19 protein-coding genes and 1 pseudogene are annotated in these 18632 nt (G+C 71.7%); 17 read left to right on the top strand and 3 right to left on the bottom strand.

The window, feature by feature from the left end; all coding sequences use genetic code 11:
* Positions 1-2 precede the first annotated feature (2 nt).
* Positions 3-785, bottom strand: a complete 783-nt coding sequence (locus ABZ865_RS26740; protein ID WP_361235268.1) for an alpha/beta hydrolase — start codon at positions 783-785, stop codon at positions 3-5.
* Between the two features lie 55 nt (positions 786-840).
* Entirely contained in the window at positions 841-1164 is a 324-nt protein-coding gene (locus tag ABZ865_RS26735; protein WP_361235265.1) for a DUF427 domain-containing protein, read from the bottom strand.
* Positions 1165-1214: 50 nt separating this feature from the next.
* Here ABZ865_RS26735 and ABZ865_RS26730 point away from each other — a divergent pair, with 50 nt between their 5' ends.
* From ABZ865_RS26730 to ABZ865_RS26705, 6 genes and pseudogenes are all read left to right on the top strand, one after another.
* Positions 1215-1754: a TIGR00730 family Rossman fold protein gene (locus tag ABZ865_RS26730; RefSeq protein ID WP_361235262.1), complete on the top strand. Its 540-nt coding sequence runs from the start codon at positions 1215-1217 to the stop codon at positions 1752-1754.
* 7 nt (positions 1755-1761) lie between these two features.
* Positions 1762-2460, top strand: a complete 699-nt coding sequence (locus ABZ865_RS26725; RefSeq protein ID WP_361235259.1) for an SDR family oxidoreductase — start codon at positions 1762-1764, stop codon at positions 2458-2460.
* A complete protein-coding gene (locus tag ABZ865_RS26720) occupies positions 2457-2852 on the top strand; it encodes a hypothetical protein (protein WP_361235256.1) in 396 nt (131 codons plus the stop codon). The genes ABZ865_RS26725 and ABZ865_RS26720 overlap by 4 nt, the downstream gene beginning before the upstream one ends.
* Positions 2853-2884: 32 nt before the next feature.
* A complete protein-coding gene (locus tag ABZ865_RS26715; protein WP_361235253.1) occupies positions 2885-3892 on the top strand; it encodes a methionine synthase in 1008 nt (335 codons plus the stop codon).
* 15 nt (positions 3893-3907) lie between these two features.
* Complete coding sequence (gene ligA / locus ABZ865_RS26710) at positions 3908-6103, top strand: NAD-dependent DNA ligase LigA (RefSeq protein WP_361235250.1); 2196 nt, start codon at positions 3908-3910, stop codon at positions 6101-6103.
* Between the two features lie 260 nt (positions 6104-6363).
* Positions 6364-8605, top strand: a pseudogene (locus ABZ865_RS26705) (bifunctional diguanylate cyclase/phosphodiesterase).
* Positions 8606-8864: 259 nt separating this feature from the next.
* On the opposite strand, the gene ABZ865_RS26700 reads toward ABZ865_RS26705, so the two are convergent.
* Positions 8865-9449 carry a TetR/AcrR family transcriptional regulator gene (locus ABZ865_RS26700; protein ID WP_361235247.1) on the bottom strand — a complete coding sequence of 195 codons (585 nt, stop codon included), beginning with the start codon at positions 9447-9449 and terminating at the stop codon, positions 8865-8867.
* Between the two features lie 88 nt (positions 9450-9537).
* On the opposite strand from ABZ865_RS26700, the gene ABZ865_RS26695 reads away from it, so the two are divergent.
* The 11 genes from ABZ865_RS26695 to ABZ865_RS26645 all read left to right on the top strand — a co-directional run bounded on the left by ABZ865_RS26695 (position 9538) and on the right by ABZ865_RS26645 (position 18563).
* Complete coding sequence (locus ABZ865_RS26695) at positions 9538-9909, top strand: DUF4267 domain-containing protein (protein ID WP_361235244.1); 372 nt, start codon at positions 9538-9540, stop codon at positions 9907-9909.
* A gap of 22 nt (positions 9910-9931) precedes the next feature.
* Positions 9932-10426 (top strand): cupin domain-containing protein, encoded by a 495-nt coding sequence (locus tag ABZ865_RS26690; RefSeq protein ID WP_361235241.1) that lies wholly within the window; start codon positions 9932-9934, stop codon positions 10424-10426.
* A gap of 95 nt (positions 10427-10521) precedes the next feature.
* Positions 10522-10818 (top strand): Asp-tRNA(Asn)/Glu-tRNA(Gln) amidotransferase subunit GatC, encoded by a 297-nt coding sequence (gatC, locus tag ABZ865_RS26685; protein ID WP_006130840.1) that lies wholly within the window; start codon positions 10522-10524, stop codon positions 10816-10818.
* 5 nt (positions 10819-10823) lie between these two features.
* Positions 10824-12323, top strand: a complete 1500-nt coding sequence (gatA, locus tag ABZ865_RS26680) for an Asp-tRNA(Asn)/Glu-tRNA(Gln) amidotransferase subunit GatA (RefSeq protein ID WP_361235238.1) — start codon at positions 10824-10826, stop codon at positions 12321-12323.
* Positions 12320-12562, top strand: coding sequence for a hypothetical protein (locus ABZ865_RS26675; protein WP_023546573.1), 243 nt, complete (start codon positions 12320-12322; stop codon positions 12560-12562). Before gatA ends, ABZ865_RS26675 begins: the two co-directional genes overlap by 4 nt.
* A gap of 12 nt (positions 12563-12574) precedes the next feature.
* Positions 12575-14092 (top strand): Asp-tRNA(Asn)/Glu-tRNA(Gln) amidotransferase subunit GatB, encoded by a 1518-nt coding sequence (gatB, locus tag ABZ865_RS26670; protein WP_361235460.1) that lies wholly within the window; start codon positions 12575-12577, stop codon positions 14090-14092.
* Between the two features lie 117 nt (positions 14093-14209).
* On the top strand, positions 14210-14530 hold the full coding sequence (locus ABZ865_RS26665; protein WP_361235235.1) for a hypothetical protein: 321 nt from the start codon (positions 14210-14212) through the stop codon (positions 14528-14530).
* A gap of 221 nt (positions 14531-14751) precedes the next feature.
* The gene (locus tag ABZ865_RS26660; RefSeq protein WP_361235232.1) at positions 14752-16983 is read left to right on the top strand and encodes an MMPL family transporter; all 2232 of its coding nucleotides are present in this window, start codon (positions 14752-14754) and stop codon (positions 16981-16983) included.
* A complete protein-coding gene (locus tag ABZ865_RS26655) occupies positions 16961-17536 on the top strand; it encodes a GNAT family protein (protein WP_361235229.1) in 576 nt (191 codons plus the stop codon). The genes ABZ865_RS26660 and ABZ865_RS26655 overlap by 23 nt, the downstream gene beginning before the upstream one ends.
* A gap of 35 nt (positions 17537-17571) precedes the next feature.
* A complete protein-coding gene (locus ABZ865_RS26650; protein WP_361235226.1) occupies positions 17572-18177 on the top strand; it encodes a hypothetical protein in 606 nt (201 codons plus the stop codon).
* A 194-nt stretch (positions 18178-18371) separates the two neighbouring features.
* Complete coding sequence (locus tag ABZ865_RS26645; protein WP_361235223.1) at positions 18372-18563, top strand: hypothetical protein; 192 nt, start codon at positions 18372-18374, stop codon at positions 18561-18563.
* The last annotated feature ends 69 nt before the right edge of the window (positions 18564-18632 follow it).

Here is an 18632-nt window from a genome sequence, read left to right as displayed (position 1 = left end):
GGTCACCCGGTGAGGAACTCGACGAGCACGGGGCCGAGCACGTCGGGCTCGACCATGTGCGTCTGCCCCTCCAGGACGCGGTAGATGCCCTGCGGTGCCGCCTCCGCGACCGCCTGGCCCGCCCGGTGCATCCACTCCGGGCTCGCCCCGCCCGCGACGCTCAGCACGGGCACGGTGATGGCGGCCAGCCGCTCCCGGGGCAGCAGGCCGTCGCCCATGACCGCGTCGTCGTACGCGAGACTCGGTGCGACGGCCTCCATGCCGGCCCACATCGGGGACTCGCGGGCGGCCTGGATCGTCTGCTCGCCGAGACCCGCCAGCCGCAGGAACAGCTCGACGGCGTCCCCGCGGCGGCCCTCCGCGAGCGCCTTGTTCAGGTTCTCCTTGTACGCGGCCTCGCGCGCGGCGCCGCCCTCCAGGAAGTCGGCGAACGGGACCTCGTAAACGGCCACCTGACGGATCGGCAGCCCGCTCGCCGCCGCCTCCAGCACCAGCGCGCCGCCCGAGGACACCCCGAAGAGCGCCGCGTCGCCGCCCACCGCGTCGATCAGCGCCGCCAGATCCTCGACCTCGCGCTCCACCGCGTACGGCGGCGTGTCACCGCTCGCGCCGCGCCCCCGGCGGTCGTAGACGACGGCCGTGCAGCGGTCCGCGAGCCGCTGCGCCAGGGGCGCCACGGTGCCGCCGGTGGACATGGCGCCGCAGACCAGGATCACCGTCGGCCCCTGGCCGGTCACTTGGTAAGCCAGAGACGTGCCGTCACGGGAAGTCGTCTTCTTGTCCATGTCCGTGCAGACTGCCGCACGTCGGCGGAGTCATCGTTCTACGACACGTCTCGTTCTACGACACGTCGGTGTCGTAGAAGCAGTAGTGGTCCTTGATCTCCGCCACGCCCGGCTTCGGGTCCGGGTACGCCCAGACCAGATCGGGCGCGTCCGGCAGCGACCAGTAGGACGCGGTGCCCTTGAAGGGGCAGACGGTGTGCGTGTCCGAGGGCGTGAGCAGGTCGAGGCGCACGTCCTCGGCGGGGATGTAGTAGCGCGGGGGACAGCCCGTCTCCCGCAGCACCAGGGAACGGTCGCTCTCCGCGAGCACCTGGTCGCCGCGGACCACGCGCACGTGCCGCTCGCTCTTCTCGATGGTGATCGTGTGTCCGTCGCTCATACCGGGACAGCACTCGATGGCGCGTGATTCTTCCCGCGTACGGTGGGGGGATGAACATCTGCGTCTTCCTCTCCGCCGCCGACCTCGACGAGCGTTACACGCGCCCCGCGCGCGAGTTCGCGGAACTGATCGGCAAGGGAGGGCACACCCTGGTGTGGGGCGGCTCCGACGTCGGTCTGATGAAGGTGGTCGCCGACGGGGTGGCGGAGGCGGGCGGCAGGCTGCTGGGCGTCTCCGTGGAGTTCCTCGCGCTGAAGGCGCGGCCCGGGGCCGACGAGATGCTCGTCGCGGCCGACCTCGCCGAGCGCAAGAAGCTGCTGCTGGAGAAGGCCGACGCCGTGGTGATCATGGTGGGCGGCACCGGCACGCTCGACGAGGCCACCGAGATCCTGGAGCTCAAGAAGCACGGGCGCACCGAGAAGCCGGTGGTGCTGCTGAACACGGCCGGCTTCTACGACGGCCTCAAGGAGCAGTTCCGCCGCATGGAGGCGGAGGGCTTCCTGCCGCGTCCGCTGTCCGAGCTGGTGTTCTTCGCCGACGAGCCGGTCGGCGCACTGGCCTACCTGGAGGACTCACTGCGCGCACGGTGATGCGAGCATGGCGGGCATGGCTACTCATGTGATCACCGGGGCCGGTTCCGGCATCGGCGCGGCCGTCGCCCGCCGTCTGCACGCGCGCGGGGACGAAGTCGTGCTGCACGCGCGCGACGCGGGCCGGGCGAAGGAGCTGGCGGCCGAGTTCCCCGGGGCGCGGACGCTGGTGGGCGACCTCGCCGACCCCGACCGGCTGTCCTGGGCGTTCTCCCACCAGACGCTGCCGGACCGGGTCGACTCCCTGCTGCACATCGCCGGTGTGGTGGACCTCGGCGAGGTCGGCGAGCTGACCCCCAAGTCCTGGCACCACCAGCTCAACGTCAACCTGATCGCGCCCGCCGAGCTGACCCGGCACTTCCTGCCCCAGCTGCGTGCGGCGCGCGGGCACGTGATCTTCGTCAACTCCGGGGCGGGGCTCAGCGCGCACGCCGGCTGGGCCGCGTACGCCGCCTCCAAGCACGGGCTGAAGGCCCTCGCCGACGCCCTCCGCCAGGAGGAACACGGCAACGGCGTCCGCGTCACCTCCGTCTACCCCGGCCGCACCGCCAGCCCCATGCAGGCCAAGGTCCACCAGCAGGAGGGCAAGGACTACGACCCCGCGCGGTGGATCGACCCGGAGTCGGTCGCCACGACCATCCTCACGGCCCTCGACCTCCCGCGAGACGCCGAGATCAACGACCTGACGGTCCGGCCGGGCCGGTGACACTCGGCAGGAACGGGGCGAGCGGCGACGAGATCCGCGCCTGGCTCGAGGAGGTCTGGTCCCGCACCGAGGCCGCGCTGATCCTGGCGGGCGGGGACGCGGGCGGCCCGCTCGCCGACCGGCCCGTCCTCGGCGAGCTGTTCGCCCCGGCCGACCTCACGCGGCTGCGCGCGCTCACCACCTCCGGCGAGTTCACCGGCGACATCTGCCGATGCCACGGCGGCCTGACGGTGGCCCTGCTGGACGTCGACGGCGAGTTCACCGGCGCCGGCAGCCTCCACGGCCGTACCGACGTCGCCTGGGAACGTGGCCGTTTCCGCAACAACCTCGCGGTGGCTGACCCGGAGGGCCTGTGTGCCCTCCTGCACCAGTACGGCGCCCACTGGTTGTGAGGGCGTCCGCCGGCGTTCCGTACCCTGCCTGAGTGAGCGAAATCAGCGTGTTCAGGTTTCCGGGGGCCACCGGGGTCGGGTCCATGCCGGGTACGGACGCCCGGGAGGCCGCCAAGACCGTCACCGGGAGTTTCGAGGACTTCCCGTACCTCGCCGAGCTGCCCGCTCGCGGGCCCGGCGCCGACATGATCGGCCGCACCGCGGGGATGCTCGTCGAGCTGTACGCGCGCGTGGAGCCCAGCGGCTGGCGGATCGGCGACCGGCCCGGCCGGGACACCCGACGGGCGCGGTCCTGGCTGGGGGAGGACCTCGACGCCCTCGAGGAGTTCACCCAGGGGTACGAGGGCGATCTGAAGGTGCAGGCGGTCGGGCCGTGGACGCTGGCCGCCGCCCTGGAGCTGAAGAACGGCGAGGCCGCCCTCTCGGACCCCGGTGCCCGCCGCGACCTCGCCGCCTCGCTGGGGGAGGGGCTGCGCCTGCACCTCGCCGAGGTACGGCGCCGGACCCCGGGCGCCCGGCTCGTCCTGCAGCTCGACGAGCCCTCCCTCACCGCCGTGCTCCGCGGCCAGGTGAAGACCGCCAGCGGCTACCGCACGCACCGCGCCGTGGACCGGCAGGCCGTGGAGGCCACCCTGCGGGACGTCATCGGGGTGCACGGCGGCGGACCCGTCGTGGTCCACTCCTGCGCCCCCGACGTCCCCTTCGCCCTGCTGCGCCGAGCCGGCGCCGCGGCCGTCTCCTTCGACTTCTCGCTCCTCACCGAACGTGACGACGACACCCTCGGCGAGGCCGTCGAGGGCGGCACCCGCCTGTTCGCCGGTGTCGTGCCGGGCACGGACGGCCCATTGTCAGACCCTGCCGGTAGCGTCATGGGTGTCAGGACGCTGTGGCGCAGGCTGGGGCTGCATCCCGGACTGCTCGCGGAGGCGGTCACGGTCACCCCGGCGTGCGGTCTCGCGGGCGCTTCCCCCGCCTACGCACGCCAGGTGCTCGCCCACTGCGTCCGGGCGGCGAGATCCCTCGCGGACAACCCAGAGTAACGGGAGGACGACACGGTGGCCGGCGACAAGCAGCAGGCACAGACGGCGGTGCCCGCCGAGGCACGGGAGAAGCACGCCCGGCTGGCGGAGCAGGTCGAGGAGCACCGCTTCCGGTACTACGTGAAGGACGCTCCGGTCATCAGTGACGCGGAGTTCGACAAGCTCCTGAAGTCGCTGGAGGCGCTGGAGGAGCAGTATCCGGAGCTGCGCACCCCGGACTCGCCGACCCAGAAGGTCGCGGGGTCGTACGAGACGGAGTTCACGGCGGTCGAGCACCGTCAGCGGATGATGTCCCTGGACAACACCTTCAACGACGACGAACTCGCCGCCTGGGCCGACCGCATCGCGCGCGAACTGGGCGACCAGGAGTACCACTTCCTCTGCGAGCTGAAGGTGGACGGCCTGGCCGTCAACCTCACCTACGAACGCGGTCGCCTCACGCGCGCGGCGACCCGGGGCGACGGCCGCACCGGCGAGGACATCACTCCGAACGTCCGTACGATCGCGGAGATCCCGGACCGCCTCCAGGGCGACGGCGTCCCCGACCTCGTGGAGATCCGCGGCGAGGTCTACTTCCCGATGGAGAAGTTCGAGGAGCTGAACGCCCGTCTGGTCGCGGCCGGCGACAAGCCCTTCGCCAACCCCCGCAACGCCGCCGCCGGCTCGCTGCGCCAGAAGGACCCGCGCGTCACCGCCACCCGCCCCCTGCACATGGTCGTCCACGGCATCGGCGCCCTGGAGGGCTACAAGGGCATGACCCGCCTCTCCCAGGCGTACGACCTGCTCAAGACCTGGGGCCTGCCCACCTCCCGGCACAACAAGGTGGTCGACGACCTCGACGGCGTGCGCGCGTTCATCGCCCACTTCGGCGAGAACCGCCACTCCGTGGAGCACGAGATCGACGGCGTCGTGGTCAAGCTGGACGAGATCCGCCTGCAGGGCCGCCTCGGTTCCACCGCCCGTGCCCCGCGCTGGGCGATCGCCTACAAGTACGCGCCGGAAGAGGTCAACACCAAGCTCATCGACATCAAGGTGGGCGTCGGCCGCACCGGCCGTGTCACGCCGTACGCCCAGGTCGAGCCGGTCACGGTCGCGGGCAGCGAGGTCGAGTTCGCCACCCTGCACAACCAGGAGGTCGTCAAGGCCAAGGGCGTGCTCATCGGCGACACCGTGGTCATCCGCAAGGCCGGTGACGTCATCCCGGAGATCCTCGGCGCGGTGGTCGACCTGCGCGACGGCACCGAGCGGGAGTTCGTGATGCCGAGCGAGTGCCCCGAGTGCGGGACGCCGCTGCGGCCCATGAAGGAGGGCGACATCGACCTCCGCTGCCCGAACGCGCGCACCTGCCCGGCCCAGTTGCGGGAGCGTGTCTCCTACCTCGCCGGGCGCGAGTGCCTGGACATCGAGCACTTCGGCGCGGTGGCCGCCGCCGCGCTCACCCGCCCGCTGGAGCCGGCCGACCCGCCGCTGGTGGACGAGGGCGACCTGTTCGACCTGACGGTGGAGAAGCTGCTGCCCATCAAGGCCTACGTCCTCGACCCGGACAGCGGTCTGCCCAAGCGGGACCCGAAGACCGGCGAGGAGAAGGTCGTCACGGTCTTCGCCAACCAGAAGGGCGAGCCGAAGAAGAACACCCTCGCCCTGCTGGAGAACATCGAGGCGGCCAAGCGGCGCCCGCTCGCCCGGTTCCTCAACGGCCTGTCCATCCGGCACGTCGGCCCGGTCGCGGCGCAGGCCCTCGCGCGCGAGTTCCGCTCGATCGACCGCATCGAACAGGCCAGTCAGGAAGAGCTGTCGAACACCGACGGCGTGGGGCCCATCATCGCCGCCGCGCTCAAGGACTGGTTCGCCGAGGAGTGGCACCGCGAGATCGTCGCCAAGTGGAAGGCGGCCGGAGTCCCGCTGGAGGAGGAGTCGACCGGCGAGGACGAGGGCCCGCGCCCGCTGGAGGGGCTCACCGTCGTCGTCACCGGCACCCTGGAGAACCACACCCGGGACGGCGCCAAGGAGGCGCTCCAGAGCCGGGGTGCCAAGGTGACCGGTTCGGTGTCGAAGAAGACCTCGTTCGTGGTCGTGGGTGAAAACCCCGGATCGAAGTACGACAAGGCGATGCAACTCAAGGTTCCGGTGCTGAACGAGGACGGATTCGGCGTCCTCCTGGAGCAGGGCCCCGAGGCGGCGGCCGAAGTCGCGCTTCCGACCGGGGAGTAGCGGTTGAAGGCCACCCGATCGGCGCATATCAGTTGCATAGGGGTGGCCCGGGCGTATTCGGGCAACCGTCGACGACCGCTGCCCGAGGAAGCCTTCCGCGGCCTACTGTTGAGGTGTGCACCTGCCGTGCCCAGCTGCGGCTGGGGCATCCCCGTGCCCGCAAAACGGGGCGGGGAAGGGCAAATCGACGCGGAGCCGCTGATGGTTGTCGGGCATCGGGCCGCGTGGCGCGGGCACCGCCGGCTGTGAGAGGGACGGGAATGGAACCGACCGAGAGCGCCCCCCCCGGACTCACGGCTGCGTCTGCGCCGCCGCACGGTCGCGTGGCGGGGGAACCGGTGGACCGGCCGGGTGGCCGAACTCACAGGCCTCCACGCCCGTCAGGCCGCACCGGGCACCGCGACCGAGGCACCCACCACCGTCCCCCTGGCCATCGAGCCCGCCCGCGGTCTGCCCGGCACCGAGCCCGAACGGAACCTGTCCTGGCCCGCCCTGCCCGCGGGCGTCGTGGCCGCCGCCGGACTGGCCCTCGGGGTCGGCTTCTACCGCGCCTTCGCCGGCGACCACGCGCTCTTCCCCTCCGGCACGGTCGGCTGGTCACTGGCCCTGCTCACCGGCGTCATCGTCGGCCACCTCGTCATGCTCGGCCGCGCCCGCTGGTGGGGCGGCACCGGCTCCGGCGCCGCCCTCACCCTCGCCGTGCTGCTGCTGTACGGGTGGGTGCCGGCCGGCATGGTCAGCCTCACCGTCGTCGTCCTGGTCGGCATAGCCAGGCGCCACCGCTGGCGCCAAGGAGTGCTGCACGGCGCGGTGGACATCCTCGGCATCGGCGCCGGCGCGCTGGTCCTCGGCGCCTTCGGCCGCGTACCGAGCGTCGAGGAGCCCTGGCGGCCCGACACGTGGAGCATCGGCACCGCGCCCGCCGTGGTGTTCGCCGCGGGCGCCTATCTCGCGGTCAGCCGCGGCCTGCTGTGGTACCTGCATGCGCCGCGCGCCGGCGGACTGCCCACCGTCGCCCGCACCGCCCTGGTCCGACAGGGCCTGGTCGCCGCGGCGCTGCTCGGCATCGCGCCCCTGGTGTGCGTGGTCGCCGACGCCCAGCCGGTCCTGCTCCCGCTGTTCGCCGTCCCGCTGGTCGCCCTCGACTCCACCCTGTGGATGGCCCGGGCCCGCGCGGAGGAGCAGCTGCGCGACCCGCTGACCGGACTGCCCAACCGGCAGTGGCTGCTGGAGCGGATCTGGACCGCCCTCGACGACGCCGAGCGCATCGGCGCGCGCTCCGCCCTCATGCTGATCGACCTCGACCGCTTCCGGTCGGTGAACGACACCCTCGGTCATCTCGCCGGTGACCGGCTACTGCTGCAGATCGCCGACCGGCTCCGGCTCGCCCTGCCGCGCGGAGCGGAGGCCGCCCGGCTCGGCGGTGACGAGTTCGCCGTCTTACTGCCCGTCGCCGACTCCACCACGTCGGCCACGCGGGTCGCCCGCGGCCTCGTCGCCGCCCTCAGCTCCCCGCTCGACCTCGACGGGCTCACCCTCGTCCTGGAGGCCAGCGCGGGCGTCGCCGTCTTCCCGGACCACGCCCTGGACGCCGAGGGGCTGCTGCGGCGCGCGGACGTGGCGATGTACCAGGCCAAGCGGGACCGTACGGGCGTGGAGGTCTACGAGTCCAAGCGGGACTCCAACACCCCGGACCGGCTGGGCCTGCTGGGCGACCTGCGGCGGGCGCTGGACGCGCACGAGGTGCAGCTGCACTACCAGCCGAAGGTCCGCTTCGACGGGCAGGTGGCCGGGCTCGAGGCGCTGGTGCGGTGGGTGCATCCCGAGCGGGGGAAGGTGCCGCCGGACGAGTTCATAGCGATAGCCGAGTCCTCGGGGCTGATGCCCCATCTGACGGAGTACGTGCTGGAGACCGCGCTCGGGCAGGTCGCCCGGTGGCGGGCCCAGGGGCTGCGGGTGCCGGTGGCCGTCAACGTCTCCCCGCGCGACGTCCACACGCCCGGTTTCGCGGGCTCCGTCGCCGCGCGGCTGGCCCGGCACGGAGTTCCCGCGGGAGCGCTCCAACTGGAGATAACCGAGCACGTGCTCCTGGAGGACCCGCAGCGGGCCGCCGACACACTCGCCGGGCTCACCGGGCACGGCGTGAAGATGTCCCTGGACGACTTCGGCACGGGCTACTCGTCCCTGGTGCACCTGCGGCGGCTGCCGGTGAGCGAGCTGAAGATCGACCGGTCCTTCGTGGCGCGGCTGGCGGTGGACGCCGAGGACGCGGAGATCGTGCGGTGCACCGTGGATCTGGCGCACTCGCTGGGGCTGGTGGTCGTCGCCGAGGGTGTGGAGGACGACGAGACCTGGGAGCGGCTGCGGGATCTCGGGTGCGACGCGGTGCAGGGGTGGCTGGTGGCCGCCGCGATGCCGCCCGAGGAGACGACGGCGTGGCTGGCGGCGCGGGGGTCGCGCGGGTGGCAGCGGCCGCGGGCCGCGCTTCCGGCCGCCGAGTAAGTCTGCCGCCGATCAGCTTTCCCACCCGCCCGCCCGTGCGGCTCCGCTGGAGGGTGGACGTTTCCCGTGGGGGGTGTTCACCGTCGGCGGCTGCGGGTCGTCTGTCGCGCGGCGCTTTCCCACCGGCCCGCCCGTGCGACTCCGCCGAGTGGTGGCCCTTTGCCGTGGGGGCTGTTCGTCGTCGGCGGCTGCGGGCCGTCTGTTGCGTGGCGTTTCTCGTGGGGGCTGATCACCGTTGGCGGCTGCGGCTGTGCTCGGCTCAGGTTGTGTCCGCCGTGAAGTGGTCGATCAGCAGGGCCAGGCGGGTTTCGTGGGCGTGTTCCGGGAGGCGGCCGCTGCGCAGCAGGGTGACCAGGCCGTGCAGGCCGGCCCAGTAGGTCTCGGTGAGGAGCCCCGGGTCGTCGTCCTCGGCCGCGATCGGCTCGACCGCCTGGAACAGCTCGCCGAACGCCTCGCGCAGGGGCGCCGGAGCCTCCGGCGTGGCGAACGGCAGGTCCACCGGGTGGGTGAACACCGCGTCGTACAGGGCGGGCCTGCGCCGCGCGAAGACCGTATACGCCTCGCCCACCGCCGCCAGGGCCTCCCGCGTTCCCCGTGCCGACGTGCGCGCCACGCGCAGCTCGGCCGCCAGCTCGGCGCAGCCCTCGATCGCGACCGCCGCCATGATCGCGCCCTTGCCCTTGAAGTGGCTGTACAGGACCGGCTGGCTGTACTCGATCTCGGCGGCCAGCCGGCGCGTGGTCACCGCGTCCCAGCCCTCCGCCTCGGCCAGCTCACGTGCGGCCGTGACGATCAGCCGCTCGCGTTCCGCCCGTTCGCGCTCCCGGCGCCTCTGGATCGACATGCTCGAAATCCTAGCAGTGCTAGACGTCTTGTCGATGCTCTGCTAGCTTCGCTCTTGTCACTAGCGCTGCTAGCAAGGAGTTCTCGGCATGACTGTCACCGCGTACACGCTCGCCGTCCTGCTCGACTTGTTGTGCGTGTTCCTCGGCTACCGGTTCTGGTTCCAGCCCGGCCCCGCTGCGGCCGGCTACGGCGTCCCCGCCGACCCCGGCGGCGACGCCGGCGCCTATCTGTCCATCAAGGGGGTGCGCGACGGCACCCTCGGCCTTATAGGTCTGGCGCTGCTGGCCTTCGCCGGGGCGCAGGCCGAGGCGTGGTTCATGCTCGCCGTGGCACTCGTACCGCTCGGAGACACGTTGATAGTGCTGCGTCACGGTGGCGCCAAGGCCGTGGCCTTCGGGATTCACTTCGCCACGGCAGTCGTCGTCCTGATCAGCGCCGGACTGCTCTTCGCGGTCTGACGACACCACAGAGGGAGAAGCCATGTCACTGTTCGTGCCGAAGTTCGACGACTCCGTGATCGTCCGCGGCGCCGAGGCCGAGGTGGTCGGGAGCACCCCCGTCGGCGTCCAGCTGCTGGCCGACCACAGCGCGACCGGAGGGGCGTTGTCCACCGTGCGCGTCACCCTGGCGGAGGGTGCCGACGGCGCACGGCCCCACCTCCACCACAACGGGGCAGAGATGTTCTACCTGCTCGACGGGTGCGCAGAGATCCTCTCCGGCGACGACATCGTCACCGCCGAGCGCGGCGATCTCGTCATCGTCCCGCCGGAAAAGCCGCACGCCTTCGCCGCCGTCCCGGAGGCCACCGCGGACATCCTCATCGTCTTCACCCCGGGCATCGAGCGCTTCGAGTACTTCCGCCACCTCCAGCGCATCCGCCTCGGCGAGGCCACCCCGGAGAGCATCCTCGAGGTGCAGGACCGGTACGACAACCACTTCCTCAAGAGCGAGGTCTGGGAGGGCCGCCGGGGGTGACGAGCGGGGGCCTCGGCAAACCGTTTCACGGTCACCGTGCCCCGCCCCATAGGATTGGCCCCAAACCACACACACTCACCCCAGAGGATCGCTGCATGCCTGGCATCACGCGCGAGGAGGTCGCCCACCTCGCCCGGCTGGCGCGTCTGGAGCTGAAGCCCGAAGAACTCGACCACTTCGCGGGACAGCTGGACGACATCATCGGCGCGGTGGCCCGCGTCAGCGAGGTCGCCGACCAAGACGTACCGCCGACCTCGCACCCGCTCCCGCTGACGAACGTCATGCGGGCGGACGAGGTCCGTCCGTCGCTCACCCCCGAGCAGGCGCTCTCCGGCGCCCCGGCCCAGGAGCAGCAGCGTTTCAAGGTGCCGCAGATCCTGGGGGAGGAGTGACCGCCATGACGGACAGCAACATCATCAAGCTCACCGCCGCGCAGATCGCCGAGAAGATCGCCTCCGGCGAGCTGACGGCCGTCGAGGTCACCGAGGCCCACCTCGCCCGCATCGAGGCCGTCGACGAGAAGGTGCACGCCTTCCTGCACGTCGACCGCGAGGGCGCCCTCGCCCAGGCCCGCGCCGTGGACGAGAAGCGCGCCCGCGGCGAGAAGCTCGGCCCGCTGGCCGGCGTTCCGCTCGCGCTCAAGGACATCTTCACGACCGAGGGCGTGCCCACGACCGTCGGCTCGAAGATCCTCGAGGGCTGGATCCCGCCGTACGACGCGACGCTCACCAAGCGTCTGAAGGCCGCCGACGTCGTCATCCTCGGCAAGACCAACATGGACGAGTTCGCCATGGGGTCGTCGACGGAGAACAGCGCCTTCGGCCCGACCGGCAACCCCTGGGACCTCACCAAGATCCCCGGCGGCTCCGGCGGCGGCTCCTCCGCAGCGCTCGCCTCCTTCCAGGCCCCGCTCGCCATCGGCACCGACACCGGCGGTTCCATCCGCCAGCCGGCCGCCGTCACCGGCACGGTCGGCGTGAAGCCGACGTACGGCGCGGTCTCCCGCTTCGGCATGGTGGCGTTCTCGTCCTCCCTCGACCAGGGCGGCCCCTGCGCCCGTACGGTCCTGGACGCGGCCCTGCTGCACGAGGTCATCGCCGGCCACGATCCGCTCGACTCCACCTCCATCGACGCCCCGGTCCCGCCGGTCGTCGAGGCCGCGCGCAACGGCTCGGTGCGGGGCATGCGCGTCGGTGTCGTCAAGCAGTTCCGCGGCGAGGGCTACCAGGCCGGTGTCATCCAGCGCTTCGACGAGTCCGTCGAGCTGCTGAAGGAGCTGGGCGCCGAGATCGTCGAGCTGGACTGCCCGTCCTTCGACCTCGCGCTGTCGGCGTACTACCTGATCGCGCCGTCCGAGTGCTCCTCCAACCTCGCCCGCTTCGACGGCCTGCGCTACGGCCTGCGGACCGGCGACGACGGGGGCCACTCGGCCGAGGAGGTCACCTCCCTCACCCGTGAGGCGGGCTTCGGCCCCGAGGTCAAGCGCCGCATCATGCTCGGCACGTACGCCCTGTCGAGCGGCTACTACGACGCCTACTACGGCTCCGCGCAGAAGGTCCGCACGCTCATCACGCGGGACTTCGAGAAGGCCTTCGAGCAGGTCGACGTGATCGTCTCCCCGACGACCCCGACCACCGCCTTCGCGATCGGCGAGCGCGCCGACGACCCGATGGCGATGTACCTCGCGGACCTGTGCACCATCCCCACCAACCTGGCGGGCAACGCGGCCATGTCCCTGCCCTGCGGTCTCGCCCCGGAGGACAACCTCCCGGTGGGCCTGCAGATCATCGCCCCGGCGATGAAGGACGACCGCCTGTACAAGGTGGGTGCCGCCGTCGAGGCCGCCTTCGTGGAAAAGTGGGGGCACCCGCTCCTGGAGGAGGCTCCGTCGCTGTGAGTAGCGCACTGTCGAAGGCCAAGGGCTTCAAGAAGTCCAAGTCCGGTACGTACCTGTCCATGGCCACCACCGCCTTCGGTGCGGTCGGTGTCGCCAAGCAGATCAAGAAGGCCCGCGCCGAGCACGACACGCTGCGGCTGATCGACGCCACCGTCTCCGCGGTCGCGATCGTCACCGGCCTCGCCATCCTCTACCGCGAGCTGAAGCGGCTGGGCGACGACGACGTCCTGCTGGGCTGAGAGGGAAGTTTCATCGTGACCACCACGACCGACCTGGTGTCGTACGAGGACGCGCTGGCGTCGTACGACCCCGTCATGGGCCTCGAGGTCCATGTCGAACTCGGCACCAAGACCAAGATGTTCTGCGGGTGTTCGACCGAGCTGGGCGCCGAGCCCAACTCGCAGACCTGCCCGACCTGCCTCGGCCTGCCCGGCGCGCTTCCGGTGATGAACCGGATCGGCGTCGAGTCCGCGATCAAGATCGGTCTCGCGCTGAACTGCGAGATCGCCGAGTGGTGCCGTTTCGCCCGGAAGAACTACTTCTATCCGGACATGCCGAAGAACTTCCAGACCTCCCAGTACGACGAGCCGATCGCCTTCAACGGCTACCTCGACGTGCAGCTGGAGGACGGCGAGACCTTCCGCGTGGAGATCGAGCGCGCCCACATGGAGGAGGACACCGGCAAGTCGACGCACGTCGGCGGCGCCACGGGCCGTATCCACGGCGCGCAGCACTCCCTCCTCGACTACAACCGCGCGGGCATCCCGCTCATCGAGATCGTCACCAAGCCGATCGTGGGCGCCGGCGAGCGCGCCCCCGAGGTGGCGAAGGCGTACGTCCGGGAGCTGCGCGAGCTGATCCGGGCGCTGCGCGTCTCCGAAGCCCGCATGGAGATGGGCCAGATGCGCTGCGACGTGAACCTGTCGCTGATGCCCAAGGGCGCCGACAAGTTCGGCACGCGCTCGGAGACGAAGAACGTCAACTCCCTGCGTTCCGTGGAGCGTGCGGTCCGCTTCGAGATCATGCGGCACGCGGCCGTCCTCGGCAACGGTGGCACGATCGTCCAGGAGACCCGCCACTTCCACGAGGACACCGGCAGCACCACGTCCGGCCGGACGAAGGAAGAGGCCGAGGACTACCGGTACTTCCCGGAGCCCGACCTCGTCCCGGTGGCGCCCTCGCGCGAGTGGGTCGAGGAGATCCGCGCCGCGCTGCCGGAGATGCCGCTGGCCCGCCGCACCCGCCTGCTCGCGGAGTGGGGCATCTCGGCCACCGACATGCAGGCGATCCTCAACGCCGGCGCGCTGGACCCGATCGTCGCCACGATCGACGCCGGTGCCGACGCGGCCTCCGCCCGCAAGTGGTGGATGGGCGAACTGGCGCGCAGCGCCAACGAGTCGGGCAAGTCGCTGGACGAGCTGGCCATCACCCCGGCGCAGGTCGCCCGGGTCGCCGAGCTGGTGAACTCCGGCGACCTGAACGACAAGCTGGCCCGACAGGTCATCGAGGGCGTCCTCGCGGGCGAGGGCACCCCGGACGAGGTCGTCGAGAAGCGCGGCCTGAAGGTCGTCTCCGACGAGGGCGCGCTGACCGCCGCCGTCGACGAGGCCATCGCCGGCAACCCGGGCATCGCGGACAAGATCCGCGGTGGCAAGGTGGCCGCGGCCGGCGCCCTGGTCGGCGCGGTCATGAAGGCGACCCGGGGTCAGGCCGACGCGGCCCGCGTCAAGGAGCTGATCCTGGAGAAGCTGGGCGTCAGCGAGGGCTGATCCCACACCGCTGCACCGCTTCGTACGGCCCCGGAGGCACACCCTCCGGGGCCGTACGGCTATCCGGGCCGCCCCGCACCCGGGTTTTCCGGCCGGACGCGCTACGCTCGCCCTGCCATGAGTGGACGCACTGATTCCGATACCGATGCCGAACCCGTCATAGCCGAGGCGGAGGACCCGGCGGACGAGATCTCGGACGCCCGGCGGGCCCGCTGGATCGCGTCCGGGACCGGGGTGTTGCTGACGCTGGCCGGGCTGGCCGCCGCGCTGCTGCGGCTCACCGGGTCCGCGCCCGCCCTCGTCTCCGCCGCCTACGCCCTCGGCGCCGCCGTCTGCGCGCTCGCCGCGGTCCTCGGTTTCCGGGGCCGTACCCGCCGCGCCCTGTGGCTGCTGATCGTGGGAACGATGATCATGGCGTTCGGAGACCAGTTCGACTGACGCGTCGAAAGGCGCTCAAAATACCCGCAGAGACGACAGAGTTCACTTGTCTGTCCTGTGACGTCCCTCCCAATCCCGTGAACAAGCCCACGAACGCGGCAAACGATCACATTCGCCTGCGAGAGTGTCCTGCGTTCGCTCACCCTTTCTTTGCGGGCTGTTCAGTTCATGGACGATCGTTCCCAGTCAAAGATCCACAAAAGTCCTCTGGGAGCACGTCCGTGGCAGCCCTCGCCCGCTGGTGTGTCCGGCATCGCCTGATCGCGGTCCTGCTGTGGCTGCTCGCCTTCGGAACGGTCACCACGGCCGCCACCGTGGCCGGTTCGGCGTACGCGAACGACTACGAGGCACCGGACACCGAGTCGGGGCGCGCCACCGAGCTGCTCAAGCAGGGCTTCCCGAACCTGGCCGGCGACAGCGACACGGTCGTCTGGCACACCCCCGACGGCACGGTCCGCGCCCGGGGCGTGAAGCGGACCATGACCCGCGCCCTGGCACGGATCGCCGACCTGCCCGGCGTGGCCTCCGTGGCCGGCCCCTACGGCCGCTACGGCGCCCACCGGATCAGCGCCGACGGCCGTACGGCCTACGCCACCGTCACCTTCGACCGGCAGGCCGAGGACATCAGGAAGCCCGAGGCACAGGCCGTCGTACGGGCCGCCGAATCGGCCGAGCACGACGGGCTGCGGGTCGAGCTGGGCGGCAGCGCCATCGGGCTCACCGAGGCCCCGCGCGGGCACACCAGCGAGGTGGTCGGCGTGGTCGTGGCCGCCGTCGTGCTGTTCCTCGCCTTCGGCTCGCTCGCCGCCTCGCTGCTGCCGATCGCGACCGCCCTGATCGGCGTGGGCACCGCGTACGCCGGGATCGGGCTGCTCGGACACGCCATGACCGTCGCCGACTTCGCGCCCATGCTCGGCCTGCTCATCGGCCTCGGCGTCGGCATCGACTACGCGCTGTTCATCGTGACCAGACACCGGCGCGGCCTCAAACGCGGCCTGAGCGTCACCGAGTCCGCCGTGAACGCCGTGGCCACCACCGGACGCGCGGTCGTGTTCGCGGGTGCGACCGTGTGCATCGCCCTGCTCGGCATGCTGACACTGCGTCTGGGGTTCCTCAACGGAGTGGCCGTCGCGGCCTCGCTGACGGTGGTGCTCACCGTCGCGGCCTCCGTGACGTTGCTGCCCGCCCTGCTGTCGTACCTCGGGCCGCGCGCCCTCAGCCGCCGCGAGCGGCGCCGGCTCGCCCGGCGCGGGCCGCGGCCGGAGCTGCCCACCGGCCTCGCCGCCCGCTGGTCCGCGTTCGTGGAACGCCGGCCCAAGCTGCTCGGCTCCCTCGCGCTCGCCCTCATCGCCCTGCTCGCGCTGCCCACCCTCTCCCTCCACCTCGGCACCTCCGACCAGGGCAACGACCCCCGCTCGTCCACCACCCGGCAGGCCTACGACCTGCTCGCCGAGGGCTTCGGACCCGGGGTCAACGGCCCGCTGACCCTGGTGACCCGCGTGGACGGCGGCGCCGACAAGCTCGCCCTGGACAGCCTCGACACCACGCTGCGCGCCACCCGGGGCGTCGCCTCCGCCACCCCGGTCACCTACGACTCCGGCGGCGACACCGCCTACCTCACCGTCGTCCCCGACTCCGCACCCCAGTCGCAGCGCACCAGCGACCTCGTCGACCGGCTGCGCACCGAGGTGCTCCCGCGCGCGGAGACCGGCACCTCCCTCGACCTGCACGTCGGCGGGGTCACCGCGAGCTACGACGACTTCGCGGATGTGATCGTCGGCAAACTGCCGCTGTTCGTCGGCGTGGTCATCGGGCTCGGCTGTCTCCTGCTGCTGGTCGCCTTCCGCTCGCTCGGCATCCCGCTGAAGGCCGCCGCGATGAACATCGCCGCCGTCGCCGCCGCGTTCGGCGTCGTCGTCGCCGTCTTCCAGTGGGGCTGGGGCAGCGAACTGCTCGGCCTCGGCCGGGCGGGCCCCATCGAGCCGTTCCTGCCCGTCATCATGGTCTCGGTCCTCTTCGGCCTCTCCATGGACTACCAGGTCTTCCTGGTCAGCCGGATGTACGAGGAGTGGCTGGAGACCGGCGACAATCGGCGGGCCGTGCGCGTCGGCCTCGCCGAGACCAGCCGGGTGATCAACTCCGCCGCCGTCATCATGATCTCGGTGTTCCTCGCCTTCGTGCTCAGCGGCGACCGTGTGATCGCCATGTTCGGCATCGCGCTCGCCTCCGCCGTCGCCCTCGACGCCTTCGTGCTGCGCACCCTGCTCGTGCCCGCGCTGATGCATCTGCTCGGCGCGGCCAACTGGTGGCTGCCCGGCTGGCTGGAGCGCCGGCTGCCACGCATCAGCATCGAACCGCCCGAGTGCCGCGCCGCGCATGAGAGGCTCAGCGGTGTGTCGGTGGAGGAACTGCGGGAGGAGCAGCAGCGCGATGTACGCGATATCCCTGGGTGACGACGGTGCCGAACTGCGGCCCCTGGAGGTGTGGCACGCCGAGGAGTTCCTCGCGCACCTGGACCGGGGCAGGGAGTTCATCGGGCAGTTCATCCCGTTCGGTTCCCAGGCCACGGACGTGGCCTCCACGCGGGACACGCTCCAGCGATACGCCGACATGCGCGCCGCCGGAACCGCCTCGTACCACGGCATCTGGGCCGACGGGAAGCTGGTCGGCGGGGTGCTGACGCTGAACTTCGACGCCGAGCGGGGCAACTGCGAGGTCGGCTGCTGGCTGGAGCCCGCCGCGACGGGACGCGGACTGATCACCCGGGCGATGCGGGTGCTCATCGACTGGGCGGTCGAGGAGCGCGGCATCCACCGGGTGGAGTGGCACGCGGCGTCCGGCAACCTTCCCAGTATCAACGTCGCCCGGCGGCTCGGGATGACCCGGGACGGCGTGCTCCGGGAGAACCACCTCCACCGGGGCGTCCGGCACGACACCGAGGTGTGGTCGCTCCTCGCCCCCGAGTGGCGCGCGGCACGCGCGCGTGGCGCCCGCGACGATCATTAAGAGACCTCTCAGACGACGTCCGTACGGTGCCGGGCATGGGAACGAAGACTGAGGACGTCACGAAGACCGGCGTCACGAAGACCGGCGTCACGAAGACCGAGGACGTCACGAAGGCCGACGTCACGAAGAACGAGGACGTCACAAAGGCCGACGACGAGCAGGCACCGGCTGTCGACACCGAAGCGGACGGCGTGGAGGCGACCGAGGGGTCCGAGGGGTCCGAGGAGGAGCCCCGGGAGAAGACCCCCTCCGGGGTCGGTCAGGGCGCCGGTGCCGTGGTCTCCGTCGTCCTGGGCCTGGTCTCGCTGAACGGCGGCTGGATAGGCACCGTCGCCTCCGCCCGCGAGCAGCTCATCGGCCAGCTGCGGACGTCGACCTCGGCGAGCGTCGCCACGCAGCTCAAGGAGGTCTACGGCGACGCGTGGCACACCACCGCGCTGTGGGCCGGACTGTTCGCGCTGGCCGCGCTGATCATCGGCGTGGTCGTGCTCGCCCGGCCCGCGTTCGGCGCCCCCGGCCGGCCGCAGGAGCCCTGGATCAGGTCGGTCTCCTGGGCGGGCGTCTCGCTCGGCGTCGTCGGCCTGCTCCTGGCCGTCCTGAAGTACTCCGACGCACTGCTCGGCCTGCCCTCGGCCGGCTGAGGAACCGCAGGTCACAGGGGCCTTAGGGAATCCGTGAGCACCTTACGGACGCCCTGAGGCCCCTTATGCGTGTCCAAGGGCCCGCCGTCCGGCCGAAGATGCGGAACTCTCCCGATGTGGCGCACCCCCCTGGGAGACGAAGGTGGACGCATCGCAGAACGCGAGGCACGACACCCGCTCTCGAAGGAGACGTCATGTACCAGTTCGACCTGCACCGGATGCGTTCCGCCGAACTGCGCCGCGAGGCCGAGTCGGAGCGCCTGGCCCGCGAGACCGCACGCGCGGTCCGCGCCGCCCGCCGCGAGGAGGCGGCCCGGCACGGCGGCGCCGGTGCCGAGACCCATACCGACCGCCCTCGCCGGCACCGGCTCCCACGCACCGCGTGAGCGCGGACAGGGCGGAGGGCGGCCGTACGGGGGTCGGCCACCCTCCGCCCCAGATTCGTACGACCATCG

Origin of the sequence: Streptomyces sp. NPDC047085 (assembly GCF_040643735.1) — a bacterium.
Taxonomy (GTDB): domain Bacteria; phylum Actinomycetota; class Actinomycetes; order Streptomycetales; family Streptomycetaceae; genus Streptomyces.
The sequence above is the reverse complement of the archived record's forward strand: the minus strand, read 5'-3'. Positions and strand labels throughout refer to the sequence as shown.

Coding starts and splice junctions, on each gene's coding strand:
- ABZ865_RS26740 (WP_361235268.1), bottom strand. CDS start 785: ATGGACAAGAAGACGACTTCCCGTGACGGCACGTCTCTGGCTTACCAA.
- ABZ865_RS26735 (WP_361235265.1), bottom strand. CDS start 1,164: ATGAGCGACGGACACACGATCACCATCGAGAAGAGCGAGCGGCACGTG.
- ABZ865_RS26730 (WP_361235262.1), top strand. CDS start 1,215: ATGAACATCTGCGTCTTCCTCTCCGCCGCCGACCTCGACGAGCGTTAC.
- ABZ865_RS26725 (WP_361235259.1), top strand. CDS start 1,762: ATGGCGGGCATGGCTACTCATGTGATCACCGGGGCCGGTTCCGGCATC.
- ABZ865_RS26700 (WP_361235247.1), bottom strand. CDS start 9,449: ATGTCGATCCAGAGGCGCCGGGAGCGCGAACGGGCGGAACGCGAGCGG.
- ABZ865_RS26695 (WP_361235244.1), top strand. CDS start 9,538: ATGACTGTCACCGCGTACACGCTCGCCGTCCTGCTCGACTTGTTGTGC.
- ABZ865_RS26690 (WP_361235241.1), top strand. CDS start 9,932: ATGTCACTGTTCGTGCCGAAGTTCGACGACTCCGTGATCGTCCGCGGC.
- gatC (WP_006130840.1), top strand. CDS start 10,522: ATGCCTGGCATCACGCGCGAGGAGGTCGCCCACCTCGCCCGGCTGGCG.
- gatA (WP_361235238.1), top strand. CDS start 10,824: ATGACGGACAGCAACATCATCAAGCTCACCGCCGCGCAGATCGCCGAG.
- ABZ865_RS26665 (WP_361235235.1), top strand. CDS start 14,210: ATGAGTGGACGCACTGATTCCGATACCGATGCCGAACCCGTCATAGCC.
- ABZ865_RS26655 (WP_361235229.1), top strand. CDS start 16,961: ATGTACGCGATATCCCTGGGTGACGACGGTGCCGAACTGCGGCCCCTG.
- ABZ865_RS26650 (WP_361235226.1), top strand. CDS start 17,572: ATGGGAACGAAGACTGAGGACGTCACGAAGACCGGCGTCACGAAGACC.
- ABZ865_RS26645 (WP_361235223.1), top strand. CDS start 18,372: ATGTACCAGTTCGACCTGCACCGGATGCGTTCCGCCGAACTGCGCCGC.